This window comes from uncultured Chitinophaga sp. (assembly GCF_937874145.1).
Classification (GTDB): Bacteria; Bacteroidota; Bacteroidia; order Chitinophagales; family Chitinophagaceae; genus Chitinophaga.
In genome coordinates this window covers 1-12,620 of record NZ_CALNBI010000266.1, presented here as the reverse complement: position 1 = coordinate 12,620, position 12,620 = coordinate 1, and the positions used below count along the sequence as shown (strand labels likewise).

Here is a 12,620-nt window from a genome sequence, read left to right as displayed (position 1 = left end):
AGCCAAGGGATCGACTGTATCGAATATATTAGTCCGCCGTATGTGCTGACCAAAGAAACCGGCGTCGAGGGCACGGAATTTTCCCTGGCGCAGTATGTTTCTCCCCGCGAAATCCGTAAAGCGTTCCAGCCCGCGGATGAAATACCCGAACGTTCCGGCGTGGGATCGGCGCAGCCCTTTTCCAAATGGTTCAAGCCCCGCGCAATGGTGTACGTCGCGTTTGCATTTGGACTGTTGGTATGGGGAACGCAAACCCTGCTGAACGACAAGGCGCGAAAACAGGAAGTATTCTCGCGCCATGTGTCCATTGATAACAACTCGGCCGGCAAACCCATTACCACACCCTCCTTCGAAATCACCGGCGACCCTGCGATCCTGGAAATCCGGAGCCGCGGCAGCGTGGATAATTCCTGGGTGGAAGCGGCCATAGACCTTGTCAACGAAAATACCGGCGAGGAAAAGAGCTTCGCGGTGGGCGTGGAATATTACCATGGCGTAGATGGCGGCGAAAGCTGGAGCGAGGGCAGTACCGGCAGCTCGGAAACGCTTTGTTCAGTAAGTCCAGGCCGTTACCACCTCGTCATTACGCCATACAAAGACATATCGGCCGGGGCCGATTGGCTGGAAATATACGGTTACCATGACATACCTACCTGGTGGAACGCCCTCTGGGCGATGGGAATCATGGCCATCAGCGCTATCGGGCTGCTGTACTGGGAAGACCGGTTTGAAAAAAACCGCTGGTACGGCAGTAAGTATTCACCTTATCCTCAAACAGATGAATAAGCCAAAATTCGATTTCAAAACCTACCTCGCGCCGGTCCTCATTGCCGCCATACTGTACGGTATTTATTATTACGGCGCCAGCAGCGGGATCCGATATTGCAACTGCAAAGCCACTGAAGACTGGAAGCCCGACGGGCCGCAGCAAGCCGGCGGGCGTACGCATGGTGGCTCCAGATTTTATCACAAGTAAAAAAAATAGATATGTCAGACATCTTACAACTGAAGTACATCATCGCCTCTGTCGTGTATTCGTTTATCGGGGTGGTTATCCTTATCGTATCCTTTTGGATCATCGAAAAGATCACACCCGAAAACACCTGGAAGGAACTGGTGGTGAACAAGAACATGGCGATCGCGATCGTTTTCGCCGCCTACATCATTGCCATCGGGCTTATCATCAGTTCAGCCATCCATGGGTAGTCAACGGTCGATGCACCTGCTGCTGCTCCTATCCGTATTCGTGATCGCGACCTGCGGGCTGATTTATGAGCTGGTGGCCGGCACCCTCGCCAGTTACCTGTTGGGAGACTCCGTTACCCAGTTTTCCACCATCATCGGGGCGTATCTTTTCTCGATGGGCATCGGCGCATTCTTTTCCCGCTTCTTCACCAAAAACCTCCTCAGCTGGTTTATCCAGCTGGAGATATTGGTAGGGCTGATAGGCGGCATCAGTGCATGCCTGCTGTTCCTGCTGTTCGACCATGTGGCATCATTCAGGATAGTGCTGTATTTGCTGGTGGGGCTGACGGGGATTCTGGTAGGGTTGGAAATCCCGCTGCTGATGAACATCCTCAAAAACCGGATGGAATTCCAGGATATGGTATCACAGGTGTTTACGTTCGACTACATCGGCGCCCTGCTCGCTTCGATCATTTTCCCGCTGGTGCTGGTACCGCAACTGGGACTGATGAAGACTTCCTTCTTCTTCGGCATCCTCAACACCGCCGTGGCGCTGATCGTGTTGTTCCGTTTCAGGAAGGAGGTAGCCTGGGCGGGCTACCTGACCGTTAAGGCGATCGTGGTGACGGCGCTGCTGGTGGCAGGTTTCATATTCTCCGACAGGATGATGGATTTCGCGGAGGCGGCTGCTTTCAACGAACAGATCATTTACTCGAAATCGTCATCATACCAGCGCGTGGTACTCACGAGGTACAAGGAAGATATCCGTCTTTACCTTAACGGCAACCTGCAATTCAGTTCCCGCGACGAATACCGTTATCATGAAGCGCTCGTCCACCCGGCGATGATGCACCACCCCGATCCCCGGCGCGTGCTCATTCTCGGCGGCGGCGACGGGCTGGCGGCCCGGGAAGTGCTGCGTTATCCGCACATAGACAGCATCACCCTGGTAGACCTCGATCCGGCAGTGACGGAGCTTTTCACCGGCAATGCCATGCTTGCCAACATGAACGATTCCAGCCTTCACAGTCCGCGGCTGGGGGTAGTGAATACGGATGCGTTTCAATGGCTGCGCGATCCCCGCCAACCGTACGACGTTGTCATTATCGACTTCCCGGACCCTTCAGGATATTCAGTGGGCAAGCTGTATACCAACACCTTTTACCATTTGCTGCAAAGGGTATTGACGGATGAAAGCGTAGTCGTTATCCAATGCACGTCGCCGTTCGTAGCTCCGAAGTCATTCTGGTGTATCGACCAAACTTTGCGCCATACCGGTTTTCAGACGTTGCCGTACCATTGCTACGTACCATCCTTTGGAGAATGGGGCTATATCATGGCATCTCCGGTTGCGCCGGCCGACAAAGGGAATGTGTTGCCGGGAGGATTGAAATCCTTCTCCCGCGAGTCTTTCGCACAGATGCGGCATTTCCCGCCCGACATGCAGGCACACGACCTTCCTGTGAACAAACTCAATAACCAGGCGCTGGTCCACCTGTTCGAAAAAGAGTGGGCGGGCTGGCAATAGTATAAAATGCTTACGCGAAAAGAATTCCTGCAGTACATCGCATTACTGGCTGGCGGCGCTTATGCCACCGGATGCCGTACGCCCGGCGCCTACGATCATATCGGCGGCAGCATCCCAGGGGCCTCCGTGGCGGCGGGGCACCGGTTGCGCGATGGGCTGTCCGTCACACCGTCGAAAACCATCCGCACCGGGGTTTTCATCGCCGGCGGAGGCATCGCCGGACTCAGCGCCGCGAGGAAGCTGCGCCTCTCCGGCATCACCGATTTCCTGTTGGCGGAACTCGAACCGCATACCGGCGGCAATTCCTTATCGGGCGGGAATGATGTAACGAAATATCCCTTCGGCGCGCACTACCTGCCGCTTCCCAATCCCGGGAATACCGCATTGCTGGATTTTTTGCAGGAAGCAGGATTGCTGAAAGGATTTGAAAACGGGTTGCCTGTATACGACGAGCTTTCACTGGTTTACGAACCTGCCGAACGCCTTTTCCACAAAGGCCGCTGGCACGAAGGCATCATTCCGCAGGCCGGCCTCTCTCAGCATGAACAAACCGAAACTAAACGGTTCCTTGCGCGCATGCAGCAGTTACGCCTTCGACATCCCTGTGGCCCTCAGTTCCAAAGACCCGCAGTTCCTCCAGCTCGACAACCTGACGATGGAAGCCTGGCTCCGCCGCGAAGGGTTTCGCAGCGAGCCGCTCCGCTGGTATGTAGATTACTGCTGCCGCGACGACTACGGTGCGGGAATCAACACCGTATCGGCCTGGGCCGGCATCCATTATTTTGCCGCAAGGCGGGGGAAAGCCGCCAATACGGACGCCAGCGCCGTGCTCACCTGGCCGGAAGGCAATGGCAAGCTGGCAAGCCTGCTGGCCCGCCATAGCGAGGATAAAACCATGACCGCAACGATCGCCTATCGCATTCAACAAGCGGGAGATAAAGTGTTGGCCGACTGCTATCTTCACCAAACGCACGAAGCCGTGCGCATCGAGGCAGACCATTGCATCCTGGCCATGCCGCAGTTCATCGGGCGGCGCATCCTCGGCGAAACACCGGGCCAACAGTTTACCTACGCACCCTGGCTGGTAGCCAATATTCACCTTCGCGACCTCCCTGTAGATAAAAACCTGCCGGTGTGCTGGGATAACGTTATCTATGGCCAGCAAAGCCTGGGGTATATTTACGCCCAGCACCAAACGCTCAGCCAGCAGCCACCCGGTTCGCACGTAATTACCTTATACTGGCCGCTCGACCAGCTGGAACCGGCCGATAGCCGGCATAAAGCGCTGCAACTGCAGCACCGCGACTGGGTGGAGCTTTGTATGGGACAGCTGGAGAAAGCCCATCCGGGTATCGCACGGTCGGTGACGGCGGTGGATTGCTGGATATGGGGCCATGGTATGGTGAGGCCGATACCCGGTTTTATGACGGCGCCTGTCGCGGAAACACCTTCCCGCATTCATTTCGCGCATTCCGACCTCAGCGGGATTTCCATTTTCGAGGAGGCGTTCTATCACGGTGAAAGCGCGGCGATGGCATGTATGGAATAGCCGCTACTCCCCTTCCTGTTTCCCGTTTTCTTTTCTGAAAATCTTCTGCACGGCGCGCTTCAGTTTCTGGAAGTTGCGCAGCTGCTCCTGGATGGGCATGAGTGAGATGTCTTCGTCCTGCATGCCGGGCTCGCTGTTCTCCGCGGTGCGTTGTTCGGGGTAGATGAGGATGATGTTGTTGTCCCGGAAATGGCGGATCATTTTCGCGGGAATGCCTTCGAGATAGGGCTGGAAAGAAAGTGTTCCCCGTCGCGCGGACACCACCACGATGAGATCGTCGGCCGTTACGCTGCGGGCGATCACCAGAAAATCTTCCGGGTTTTCGAGGGATTTGAAACTGATCTCCACGCTGGCTTTGGCTTCGGACAAGAATTTCTCAACGGCAGATTGCGTGCCTTTGCCGCAATACGCCACGATGCGTGCGCCGGCCTGCTTGGCCAGCAGCACGATCTTTTCCATGTAATGCGCAAACCCCAGTTCGTACTCCGCATTGCGCGGCAGGATGAGCGCGAGGTTTTTGGTGGTATTGAGGGGGGAATGGAAATCGCAGATGTAGACGTTCTCCCAGACGCTTTGCAACACGTTGTCGGTGGTGCTGCCGAAGATGGTACCGAATATCCGGTCGGTGGCGCTGTTCTTTTCGCTCCAGGCAAGGATCACGTCGGAGATGAGCAGTTCCTTAACCGCGCGGGAGATGCCGTCGGTCACGTTAAGATCTACGCGCGTCACTACCTGCAGATTGCTTTCCGACGCGGCGGCATGGATGACGGCCTTTTCCATGGTCTTATTGCTGAGGTGGATCTTTTCACGCGCTTCCTCATCGTCTTGCACCACTACCAGCGGGTACACGGGCGCGGGGTTGCCGGGTTGTTTTACCATCAGCGCAAAATCCAGCAGGGGTTCCATGCGTTCGGGCTGTGCGATGGGAATGAGGAAGCGCTCCGGTCCGCCGCTGAATTCGGGCTTTCGGTCGGCCTCTACGATCGCGAGGCGGCGGCCGGCATTCTCCGTTACGAAAGAGCTGACCATGCAGGTCACGAGGATGAGCACCACCGTTCCGTTGAGCACATTTTCGTTGATGATGCCCATGTTATAACCGATCAGCACCACGGCGATCGTGGCGGCGGCATGCGCGCTGCTGAGGCCGAAGATGACGTTGCGCTGGGTGGGGGTATAACCGAATACCAGTTGCGTGAAGAAAGCGGCCAGCCACTTGCTGAGGAGCGCCATGGCCGTTAAGGAACCCGCGATAATGAGGGCCTCGGGGCCTTTCAGCAATACTTTCAGATCCACGATCATGCCCACCGAGATGAGGAAAAAGGGAATGAAGATGGCGTTCCCCACGAACTCCACGCGGTTCATCAGCGGCGAGGTATGCGGGATGAGCTGGTTGAGCGCCAGCCCGGCCAGGAAGGCCCCGATGATCCCTTCCACCCCGGCCAGCTCGGCCAGGAAGGCCGCCAGGAAAACGAGCGCCAGCACAAATATGAAGTGCGAAGTCTTATCGTCTTTGATCTTCTTGAAAAACCACCTCCCCACCATCGGGAAGCCATACATCACCACCACGGCGAATATCGTCAGGGAGATGCCCAGCCGCAGCCAGAAAGCGGTATCCAGGTGCCCCGTTTGCGCGCCGGTGATGATGGCCAGGATCAGCAGTACCGCCGTATCGGTGATGATGGTACCGCCCACGGCTACCGTTACCGCTTCGTTCTTGTTGATGCCGAGGCGGCTGGCGAGCGGGTAGGCTACGAGCGTATGCGTGGCGAACATGCTGGAGATCAGCAGTGTGGCCATGAGGTTGAAATGTAGCACGTAGGTACATAAAACGTACCCCAGCGCCAACGGTATGAAAAACGTGAAGGCGCCGAAAACAGCGCTGCGGTGCCGGCTCTTCCGGAATTCCGTCATATCCAGTTCCAGCCCGGCAAGGAACATAATGTACAACAGCCCGGCGTTTCCGAACAGCTTGATACTCCCCTGCTCGATGATCCTGAAGCCGTGATCCCCGATCGCCATGCCGGCCAGGATAAGGCCGATGATACTGGGGATCCGGAACTTTCGGAGGATGATGGGGGCCAATAAAATAATAAACAAAACCAGGCTAAAAATCGGCACGGGATCTTTCAGCGGCAAACTGATATTCAAGAGTAAAACCAATCCTTTCATCATGTACTATTTACTTTCCGGTGGTGAATGGAACCGCGCAAGCCCGGTTTCATTGCCGTTAATTTACAACCATTTGCGCAAACACACCGGCCATCGCAAAAAAATGTAACTTTGCAGAAATATTCGACCTAAAATGCATTACACGGGAACAGGCGTATCCGTTCAGGAAGCGGAGGATGTGCTGGTAGAAACGGCGGAACAATTCCCTTTCAGCCTGATAGTTTGGAACGATGAAGTAAACACCTTCGACTGGGTGATCCAATCCCTCATAGAAGTCTGCGGCCACACCGAAGTGCAGGCCGAACAATGCGCGCTCATCATCCACTTCAACGGCAAATATGCAGTAAAAAAAGGTTCGCTCACCGACCTGAAGCCCATGTGCGAGGCCCTGCTCGACCGCGGCATCAGCGCCACCATCGAAGAAACCGTAGCATCATAAATGCCCCTTTTCCATCTTCCCGATAACGAGCTGTACTTTCCACCGGTTTCACTGGCCGAACCCGACGGACTGCTTGCCATCGGCGGAGACCTCAGTCCCGAACGCCTCCTGCTGGCTTACCGTTCGGGCATCTTCCCCTGGTACAACCGCAAACCCATCCTCTGGTGGAGCCCCGATCCCCGGTTCGTCCTCTTCCCGGAAGCGCTCAAAGTATCCCACAGCATGAAGCAGGTCCTGAAAAAAGGGAACTTCCGCATCAGCTACAACGAATGCTTCGAAACGGTGATCGACCGCTGCCGCACCGCGCCCCGCGAAGGGCAGGACGGCACCTGGATCACCCGCGACATGCTCCGCGCCTACTCCGCACTCCACCGGCAAGGCTTCGCCCTCAGCGTGGAATGCTGGGAGGGAAAAGAACTGGTCGGCGGGTTATACGGCGTAAAGATCGGCCGCTGCTTTTTCGGCGAAAGCATGTTCGCCGCCGTCAGCAACGCTTCCAAAGCCGCGTTCATCACCTTTGTGCAACAGCACGCCGGGCAGCTCGCCATTATCGACTGCCAGGTGCATACCCCTCACCTTGCCTCCCTGGGCGCACGGTTCATCAGCCGCGTCTCTTTCCTCGACACGGTACAGCGAAACCTGGATTAAATAAAAATTACTTGCGCTTTTTGGTAAAAGAGCCTTCGAACGCGCATTTGATGCCGCGGTAGGCCCCGCAGCCGGTCTCGGTGATCGTTACCTTGCTGCTGCTGAATTTGAAGTCGATGATGCAGCCCGATTGCTTGTCGCGCCACTGGCCGGTGTTGGCGCCGGTAAAGCGGCCCGTACCGTCTACTTCTCCCACGCAGGCGCCTTTGTCGCGCGTGAAGTGGATGAAGAAAAGGAATTCTTTCGCCGTTTCGCCGTCGCGGATGGAAACGATGTTGCCTTCGCCGGCGGTGTAGTTGGCGGAATATTTATGTTTGCGGGGAAGCGTGTCGATGGGATTGAAGAGCCCCGTTACCGAGGGCTCGTTGGAATTGGTGAGCACCAGCGCCAGGCTGCCGTCCGGGTTGGCGGCGTATACGTCCTCGCGGGACACGGCGGACCCGGATTCGGTGGTGATGCGGATCGTCCCTTTCCGGTCTACGGAGAAGCCGGTCTTTTTCGCGCCGCCGGGCGTGTAGCGGGCCACGAGGTGCCTTTGCAGGAAGGCGCCGTTCTTGTCATAAAAACACATCCATGCGGCAGCACCCGATTTGGCCGCGCCTTCCACGAGGAAAAGGCGGAGGTCTTCGGTCATTTTTACCTGTCCTACCGCCCAGTATTTCGGCTTTTCAGCGGCGGCGAAAACGCCTTTGCCCAGGGTGTCAGGGAGGAACTGTTTGAGGTAGCGGGATTTGAATGCCAGGCTGTCGGCCCGTTTGCGCTTCAGCGAGTCCGCGTTCCAGCGCAGCCCTTCTGCAGTGGGGAACTTGTTGGAATAATCCGCGAACGTCAGCTCGCGATCGTCTTCGCTAATCGTCTTCTCACGGGATTTACAGCCGGCCAGTACGCCGATCGTCAAAAACAGGATTAAAATGCTCCGCATAGTGATTTGTCGTAATTCGGCGAAAAGGTAGTCATATTTCCAATTTTCTCACACTATTTTTACTTTCCCAATATTTTATTTAGATTTGTCTAAATAATATTTTAGAGGATATGAACTTGACGGTCGCGGAAGAGAACTACATTAAGAGCATTTACAAGCTGCAGGACGGGAACGACGTGGTGAGCACCAACGCCATCGCCTACGAGCTGGCGACCAAGCCGGCGTCGGTGACGGACATGGCGAAGAAGCTCAAGGAGAAGAAGCTGATCGATTATGAGAAGTACCAGGGGATCAGCCTTACGGCGGAAGGAAGGAAAATTGCTTTGCAGATCGTTCGCCGCCACCGTTTGTGGGAGTGTTTCCTGGTCGACAAGCTGGGATTCAGCTGGGATGAGGTGCATGAGATCGCCGAGGAGCTGGAGCATGTGCGGAGCGAGAAACTGATTTCGCGGCTGAGCGCTTTCCTGGGCGACCCTACCTCCGATCCGCATGGCGACCCCATCCCGGACGCGCAGGGCAGGATATCGAAGAGCCAGCCCCTCGTTTCGCTGGATAAAGCCACGGCGCGGCGGCTGGAAGTGGCCGGCGTGTCGGACCAGTCGTCGGCATTGCTGGAGTTCCTCAATGCCAAGGGCATCCATCTTGGCACCCATCTCGATATTATAGAAAGATACGAATTCGACAACTCCGTGGAGGTTAAGATACGCAATCAGCCCGCCTTTACCCTGAGCGAACAGGTATCGAAGAACATCATGGTAAAATCATTGTAAACCGGCAGCATGCACACGCAGGAATCCAGCGCCTCACTCAGCGAAGTTCACCAGAGTATAGACACCACCAAACCCCAGCGTTCCAAATGGCGGAGGATCTTAGCCTTTTTCGGCCCGGCCTACCTCGTTTCCGTGGGGTACATGGACCCCGGGAACTGGGCCACCGACCTCGCGGGCGGCAGCCGGTACGGATATACATTGCTCTGGGTGCTGCTGATGAGCAATATCATGGCCCTGCTGCTGCAAAGCCTCAGCGCCCGCCTGGGCATCGTGCGTGGGCGCGACCTCGCGCAGGCCAACCGCGAAACCTATCCAGCGCCGGTCAACTTCATTTTATACATCCTCGCTGAAATCGCCATTGCCGCCACCGACCTCGCCGAAGTGCTGGGTATGGCTATTGGCATACAACTATTGACGGGGCTGCCGCTCATGTGGGGCGTGAGCCTCACCGTGCTGGATACTTTCCTGCTGCTGGTGCTCCAGCGCTACGGCATCCGCAAGATGGAAGCGTTCATCATTGCCCTCGTGGCGGTCGTGGGCACCTCCTTCCTCGTGCAGCTGCTCATCGCAGAGCCGCCCATGGGTGAAGTGGTGAAAGGCTTTGTGCCGGCGCTCCCTGATGAAACGGCGCTCTACATCGCCATCGGCATCATCGGCGCCACCGTTATGCCGCACAACCTGTACCTGCATTCCGCGCTTGTGCAAACGCGCAAGATTTCCAAAACGGAAAGCGGCATCCGGCGGGCGTTGAAAATCAACTTCGCCGACACCGCCATCGCACTGAACCTGGCCTTCTTCGTGAACGCCGCCATCCTCATCCTCGCCGCCACCGTATTTTATAAAGCCGGCCACACCGGCATTGCGGACCTCCACGAAGCGCACCGCATGCTGGAACCCTTGCTGGGCAGCAAGCTCGCACCGATCCTTTTTGCCGTGGCCCTCATCGCGGCCGGACAAAGCTCCACCGTTACCGGCACCCTGGCCGGGCAGATCGTCATGGAAGGATACCTGCGCCTGCGCATCAATCCCTGGCTGCGGCGCCTCATCACGCGGCTCGTCGCCATCATTCCAGCGCTCATCGTGATATTGGTAGCAGGGGAAGAAAAGATCGGGGAACTGCTGGTATTCAGCCAGGTGCTGTTGAGCCTGCAACTCGGGTTCGCCATCATCCCGCTCATCCACTTCGTCAGCGATAAGCAGACGATGGGGGTATTCGCCATCAAACCCATCGTGAAAGCCGCGGCCTGGCTTATTTCCAGCGTGCTGGTATATCTGAATATCAGGATGGTGTATAATGAAGCGGAAGCGTTCGTCACCAGCGAACACGCCTGGTGGATCGACGGATTGATCTTCCTGGTGATCCTCGGGTTCCTGGCGCTGCTCATTATCACGGTGATGTATCCCTGGCTGAGCCGTTACCGCAAGATGCGCTCCGCGCAAATGCACCCGGTCAAGCTTTCGCTGGGCGATCTCGAAAAACCCGTCTACGGCCGCATCGCCATGGCGCTGGACTTCTCCGAGCAAGACGCCCGCGTGATCACCAACGCCCTCGCGCAGGGAAGCCCGCACACCGAATACGTACTCATCCATATCGTGGAAAGCGCCTCGGCGCGGTACTTCGGGAAAGATGCGCATGATTTCGAAACGCAGAAAGACCAGGAACAACTCGACACTTACATCGCCCTGCTCGCGCAACGCGGCGTGAAAGCCACCGGGCAGCTGGGCTACCGCCACCGCGCCAAGGAGATCGCCCGCATCGTGAAAGCGGAGAACGCGGACCTGCTGGTACTTGGCGGGCACGGGCACTCGGGCATCAAGGACTGGCTGTACGGCGAAACCGTCAACCACGTCCGCCACAAAGTGCATATCCCCGTGCTGGTCGTGCAATAAAATCCGTAATTTCAAAGATGCCCATCCCCGTAAAACCCGGCGACGAACGGCGCTTCAGCCGCCTGGTACGCCCCGAAGACTGCGCCGCATTCGACAGCGGCAGCGTACATCCCGTTTACGCCACCTTCGCCCTCGCCCGCGACGCGGAATGGTGCGGCAGGCTGTTCGTCCTCGATATGAAAACGGAGGAAGAAGAAGGCATCGGCACGATGATTTCCATCGAACACCTCAGTCCGGCCCTGGAAGGAGCCACCGTGGAATTCACTTCCATCGCGGACAGCATCAACGGCCACGAAATCATCTGCACTTTCGAAGCGCGCTGCAACGGGCGGCTCGTGGCCAAAGGGCGGCAGGGACAAAAGATCCTTAAAAAAGAAAAACTGGAACGGATGTTCCAGTCGTTGTAAAAACTAACATTGGTATGAATAAAAAAGCGTTATAACCCTAATACCTCTTTCAGTTTGGGATACCCCGTTTTGCTCACCACCACTTTGCTGCCGTCGCGCAGGATGGCCAGGTAGCTTTCCTTTTCGTAGGGATCGATCCGCGTGATCTGCGCGATGTTGAGGATGTACGACCGGTGCACACGGATGAACTGCTGCGGGTCGAGCATCTTCTCAAAAAACATCATGGTTTTATTTTTCAGGAACGATCCTTCCCCGGTAACGATCTTTACGTAATCATCGGCCCCTTCGAGGTAATGGATATCCTGTACGGGGATGATCTTGATCTTGCCGTTGATTTTGACCACTACCCTGTTATGTTGCAAGGGCATTTCGCGGGCGGCGTTGTCGAGCAGTTCGGGCGCCACTTCGCTGCGGCGCTCCAGCATTTTCTGCAGGGCTTTGGCAAAGCGGTCTTTCGAGAAAGGCTTCAATAAATAATCGACGGCGCTCACTTCAAAAGCGCGGAGGGCATATTCTTCGAATGCGGTGGTGAAGATGACCTGCGGCAACTTGTCGACCAGCTCCAGCATTTCGAAGCCGTTGATTTTCGGCATTTGAATATCGAGAAACAAGAGATCGGGCTGGTGTTGCTGGATGGCTTTGAGCCCTTCGAAGCCGTCGTTGCATTCGGCCACCACTTCCACCTGCGGGAAGTCGCGCAGGTATTCACGGACGAGCTCCCGCGCGAGGGGTTCGTCATCTATCAGAATGGTCTTTATCATGCTGTTGCGGTACTTTAATGAGTGTGGTGAATATGTTGCCTTCGGTTTTCGTTTCCAGCAGGTCCTGCCGGGCGAAGAGCAGGTACAGCCTGCGGCCGATGGAATTGAGGCCGAAACCCGTGCCTTTGCGTGCCGGCGGCGACAGCTCGGTATCGAACGGGTTGGTGATGGAAACGTAAAGCACGTTGCGCTCGGTCCAGGCGCGGATGCGGATGCAAATCGCGTCTGTGGTATCGTACAATCCGAATTTGATGGCGTTTTCCACGGCGGGCTGCAGGAGCATGGGCGGGACCAGGATCCCGCCCGGATCGTCGGGCAGACGGTGATCACCCGGAACGGCGACGCGGCGCAG

General features: G+C 56.5%; 14 protein-coding genes and 2 pseudogenes. 11 read left to right on the top strand and 5 right to left on the bottom strand.

Going from position 1 to position 12,620, the window contains the following annotated elements; translation table 11 throughout:
- The 4 genes from Q0510_RS13295 to Q0510_RS13280 all read left to right on the top strand — a co-directional run.
- Positions 1-786, top strand: a 786-nt coding sequence (locus tag Q0510_RS13295; protein ID WP_298712463.1) for a hypothetical protein, incomplete at its 5' end; no start/stop codon positions are given.
- Positions 779-976, top strand: coding sequence for a hypothetical protein (locus Q0510_RS13290; protein WP_298712461.1), 198 nt, complete (start codon positions 779-781; stop codon positions 974-976). The genes Q0510_RS13295 and Q0510_RS13290, both read left to right, overlap by 8 nt.
- 11 nt (positions 977-987) lie before the next feature.
- A complete protein-coding gene (locus Q0510_RS13285) occupies positions 988-1,206 on the top strand; it encodes a DUF350 domain-containing protein (protein WP_298712458.1) in 219 nt (72 codons plus the stop codon).
- Positions 1,199-2,713 (top strand): polyamine aminopropyltransferase, encoded by a 1,515-nt coding sequence (locus tag Q0510_RS13280; RefSeq protein ID WP_298712455.1) that lies wholly within the window; start codon positions 1,199-1,201, stop codon positions 2,711-2,713. The genes Q0510_RS13285 and Q0510_RS13280 overlap by 8 nt, the downstream gene beginning before the upstream one ends.
- A 42-nt stretch (positions 2,714-2,755) precedes the next feature.
- Here Q0510_RS13280 and Q0510_RS13275 read toward each other — a convergent pair whose 3' ends face one another.
- Positions 2,756-3,004, bottom strand: coding sequence for a hypothetical protein (locus tag Q0510_RS13275; protein ID WP_298712452.1), 249 nt, complete (start codon positions 3,002-3,004; stop codon positions 2,756-2,758).
- Between Q0510_RS13275 and Q0510_RS24875 the strand changes: the two are divergent.
- A pseudogene (locus tag Q0510_RS24875) lies at positions 2,954-3,058 on the top strand (hypothetical protein); the annotation flags it as partial. The gene Q0510_RS13275 and the pseudogene Q0510_RS24875 overlap by 51 nt on opposite strands.
- A gap of 223 nt (positions 3,059-3,281) precedes the next feature.
- A complete protein-coding gene (locus Q0510_RS13270; RefSeq protein WP_298712449.1) occupies positions 3,282-4,262 on the top strand; it encodes a hypothetical protein in 981 nt (326 codons plus the stop codon).
- 3 nt (positions 4,263-4,265) lie between these two features.
- Here the strand turns inward: Q0510_RS13270 and Q0510_RS13265 are convergent, their stop codons facing one another.
- Complete coding sequence (locus tag Q0510_RS13265; RefSeq protein ID WP_298712446.1) at positions 4,266-6,434, bottom strand: cation:proton antiporter; 2,169 nt, start codon at positions 6,432-6,434, stop codon at positions 4,266-4,268.
- Between the two features lie 130 nt (positions 6,435-6,564).
- On the opposite strand from Q0510_RS13265, the gene Q0510_RS13260 reads away from it, so the two are divergent.
- Positions 6,565-6,870 (top strand): ATP-dependent Clp protease adaptor ClpS, encoded by a 306-nt coding sequence (locus Q0510_RS13260; protein WP_298712443.1) that lies wholly within the window; start codon positions 6,565-6,567, stop codon positions 6,868-6,870.
- Positions 6,871-7,518, top strand: coding sequence for a leucyl/phenylalanyl-tRNA--protein transferase (gene aat / locus Q0510_RS13255; RefSeq protein WP_298712439.1), 648 nt, complete (start codon positions 6,871-6,873; stop codon positions 7,516-7,518).
- Positions 7,519-7,525: 7 nt separating this feature from the next.
- Here aat and Q0510_RS13250 read toward each other — a convergent pair whose 3' ends face one another.
- Positions 7,526-8,440, bottom strand: coding sequence for a hypothetical protein (locus Q0510_RS13250; RefSeq protein ID WP_298712436.1), 915 nt, complete (start codon positions 8,438-8,440; stop codon positions 7,526-7,528).
- 110 nt (positions 8,441-8,550) lie between these two features.
- Here Q0510_RS13250 and Q0510_RS13245 point away from each other — a divergent pair, with 110 nt between their 5' ends.
- From Q0510_RS13245 to Q0510_RS13235, 3 genes are read left to right on the top strand one after another with little or no spacing between them, the layout of a single operon-like run.
- On the top strand, positions 8,551-9,210 hold the full coding sequence (locus Q0510_RS13245; protein ID WP_298712433.1) for a metal-dependent transcriptional regulator: 660 nt from the start codon (positions 8,551-8,553) through the stop codon (positions 9,208-9,210).
- Between the two features lie 9 nt (positions 9,211-9,219).
- The gene (locus Q0510_RS13240; protein WP_298712430.1) at positions 9,220-11,100 is read left to right on the top strand and encodes an Nramp family divalent metal transporter; all 1,881 of its coding nucleotides are present in this window, start codon (positions 9,220-9,222) and stop codon (positions 11,098-11,100) included.
- A 17-nt stretch (positions 11,101-11,117) separates the two neighbouring features.
- A complete protein-coding gene (locus Q0510_RS13235; protein WP_298712427.1) occupies positions 11,118-11,507 on the top strand; it encodes a hypothetical protein in 390 nt (129 codons plus the stop codon).
- Between the two features lie 29 nt (positions 11,508-11,536).
- Here Q0510_RS13235 and Q0510_RS13230 read toward each other — a convergent pair whose 3' ends face one another.
- Entirely contained in the window at positions 11,537-12,268 is a 732-nt protein-coding gene (locus Q0510_RS13230; RefSeq protein ID WP_298712423.1) for a LytTR family transcriptional regulator DNA-binding domain-containing protein, read from the bottom strand.
- Positions 12,243-12,620: pseudogene (locus tag Q0510_RS13225) on the bottom strand (hypothetical protein); the annotation flags it as partial. The pseudogene Q0510_RS13225 and the gene Q0510_RS13230, both read right to left, overlap by 26 nt.

What these genes read in the sequence shown, in the direction of transcription:
- Q0510_RS13275 (WP_298712452.1), bottom strand. Translation starts at nt 3,004, where the DNA reads ATGCGGTTCGAGTTCCGCCAACAGGAAATCGGTGATGCCGGAGAGGCG.
- Q0510_RS13240 (WP_298712430.1), top strand. Translation starts at nt 9,220, where the DNA reads ATGCACACGCAGGAATCCAGCGCCTCACTCAGCGAAGTTCACCAGAGT.
- Q0510_RS13265 (WP_298712446.1), bottom strand. Translation starts at nt 6,434, where the DNA reads ATGATGAAAGGATTGGTTTTACTCTTGAATATCAGTTTGCCGCTGAAA.
- Q0510_RS13245 (WP_298712433.1), top strand. Translation starts at nt 8,551, where the DNA reads ATGAACTTGACGGTCGCGGAAGAGAACTACATTAAGAGCATTTACAAG.
- Q0510_RS13260 (WP_298712443.1), top strand. Translation starts at nt 6,565, where the DNA reads ATGCATTACACGGGAACAGGCGTATCCGTTCAGGAAGCGGAGGATGTG.
- Q0510_RS13290 (WP_298712461.1), top strand. Translation starts at nt 779, where the DNA reads ATGAATAAGCCAAAATTCGATTTCAAAACCTACCTCGCGCCGGTCCTC.
- Q0510_RS13280 (WP_298712455.1), top strand. Translation starts at nt 1,199, where the DNA reads ATGGGTAGTCAACGGTCGATGCACCTGCTGCTGCTCCTATCCGTATTC.
- aat (WP_298712439.1), top strand. Translation starts at nt 6,871, where the DNA reads ATGCCCCTTTTCCATCTTCCCGATAACGAGCTGTACTTTCCACCGGTT.
- Q0510_RS13230 (WP_298712423.1), bottom strand. Translation starts at nt 12,268, where the DNA reads ATGATAAAGACCATTCTGATAGATGACGAACCCCTCGCGCGGGAGCTC.
- Q0510_RS13235 (WP_298712427.1), top strand. Translation starts at nt 11,118, where the DNA reads ATGCCCATCCCCGTAAAACCCGGCGACGAACGGCGCTTCAGCCGCCTG.
- Q0510_RS13285 (WP_298712458.1), top strand. Translation starts at nt 988, where the DNA reads ATGTCAGACATCTTACAACTGAAGTACATCATCGCCTCTGTCGTGTAT.
- Q0510_RS13250 (WP_298712436.1), bottom strand. Translation starts at nt 8,440, where the DNA reads ATGCGGAGCATTTTAATCCTGTTTTTGACGATCGGCGTACTGGCCGGC.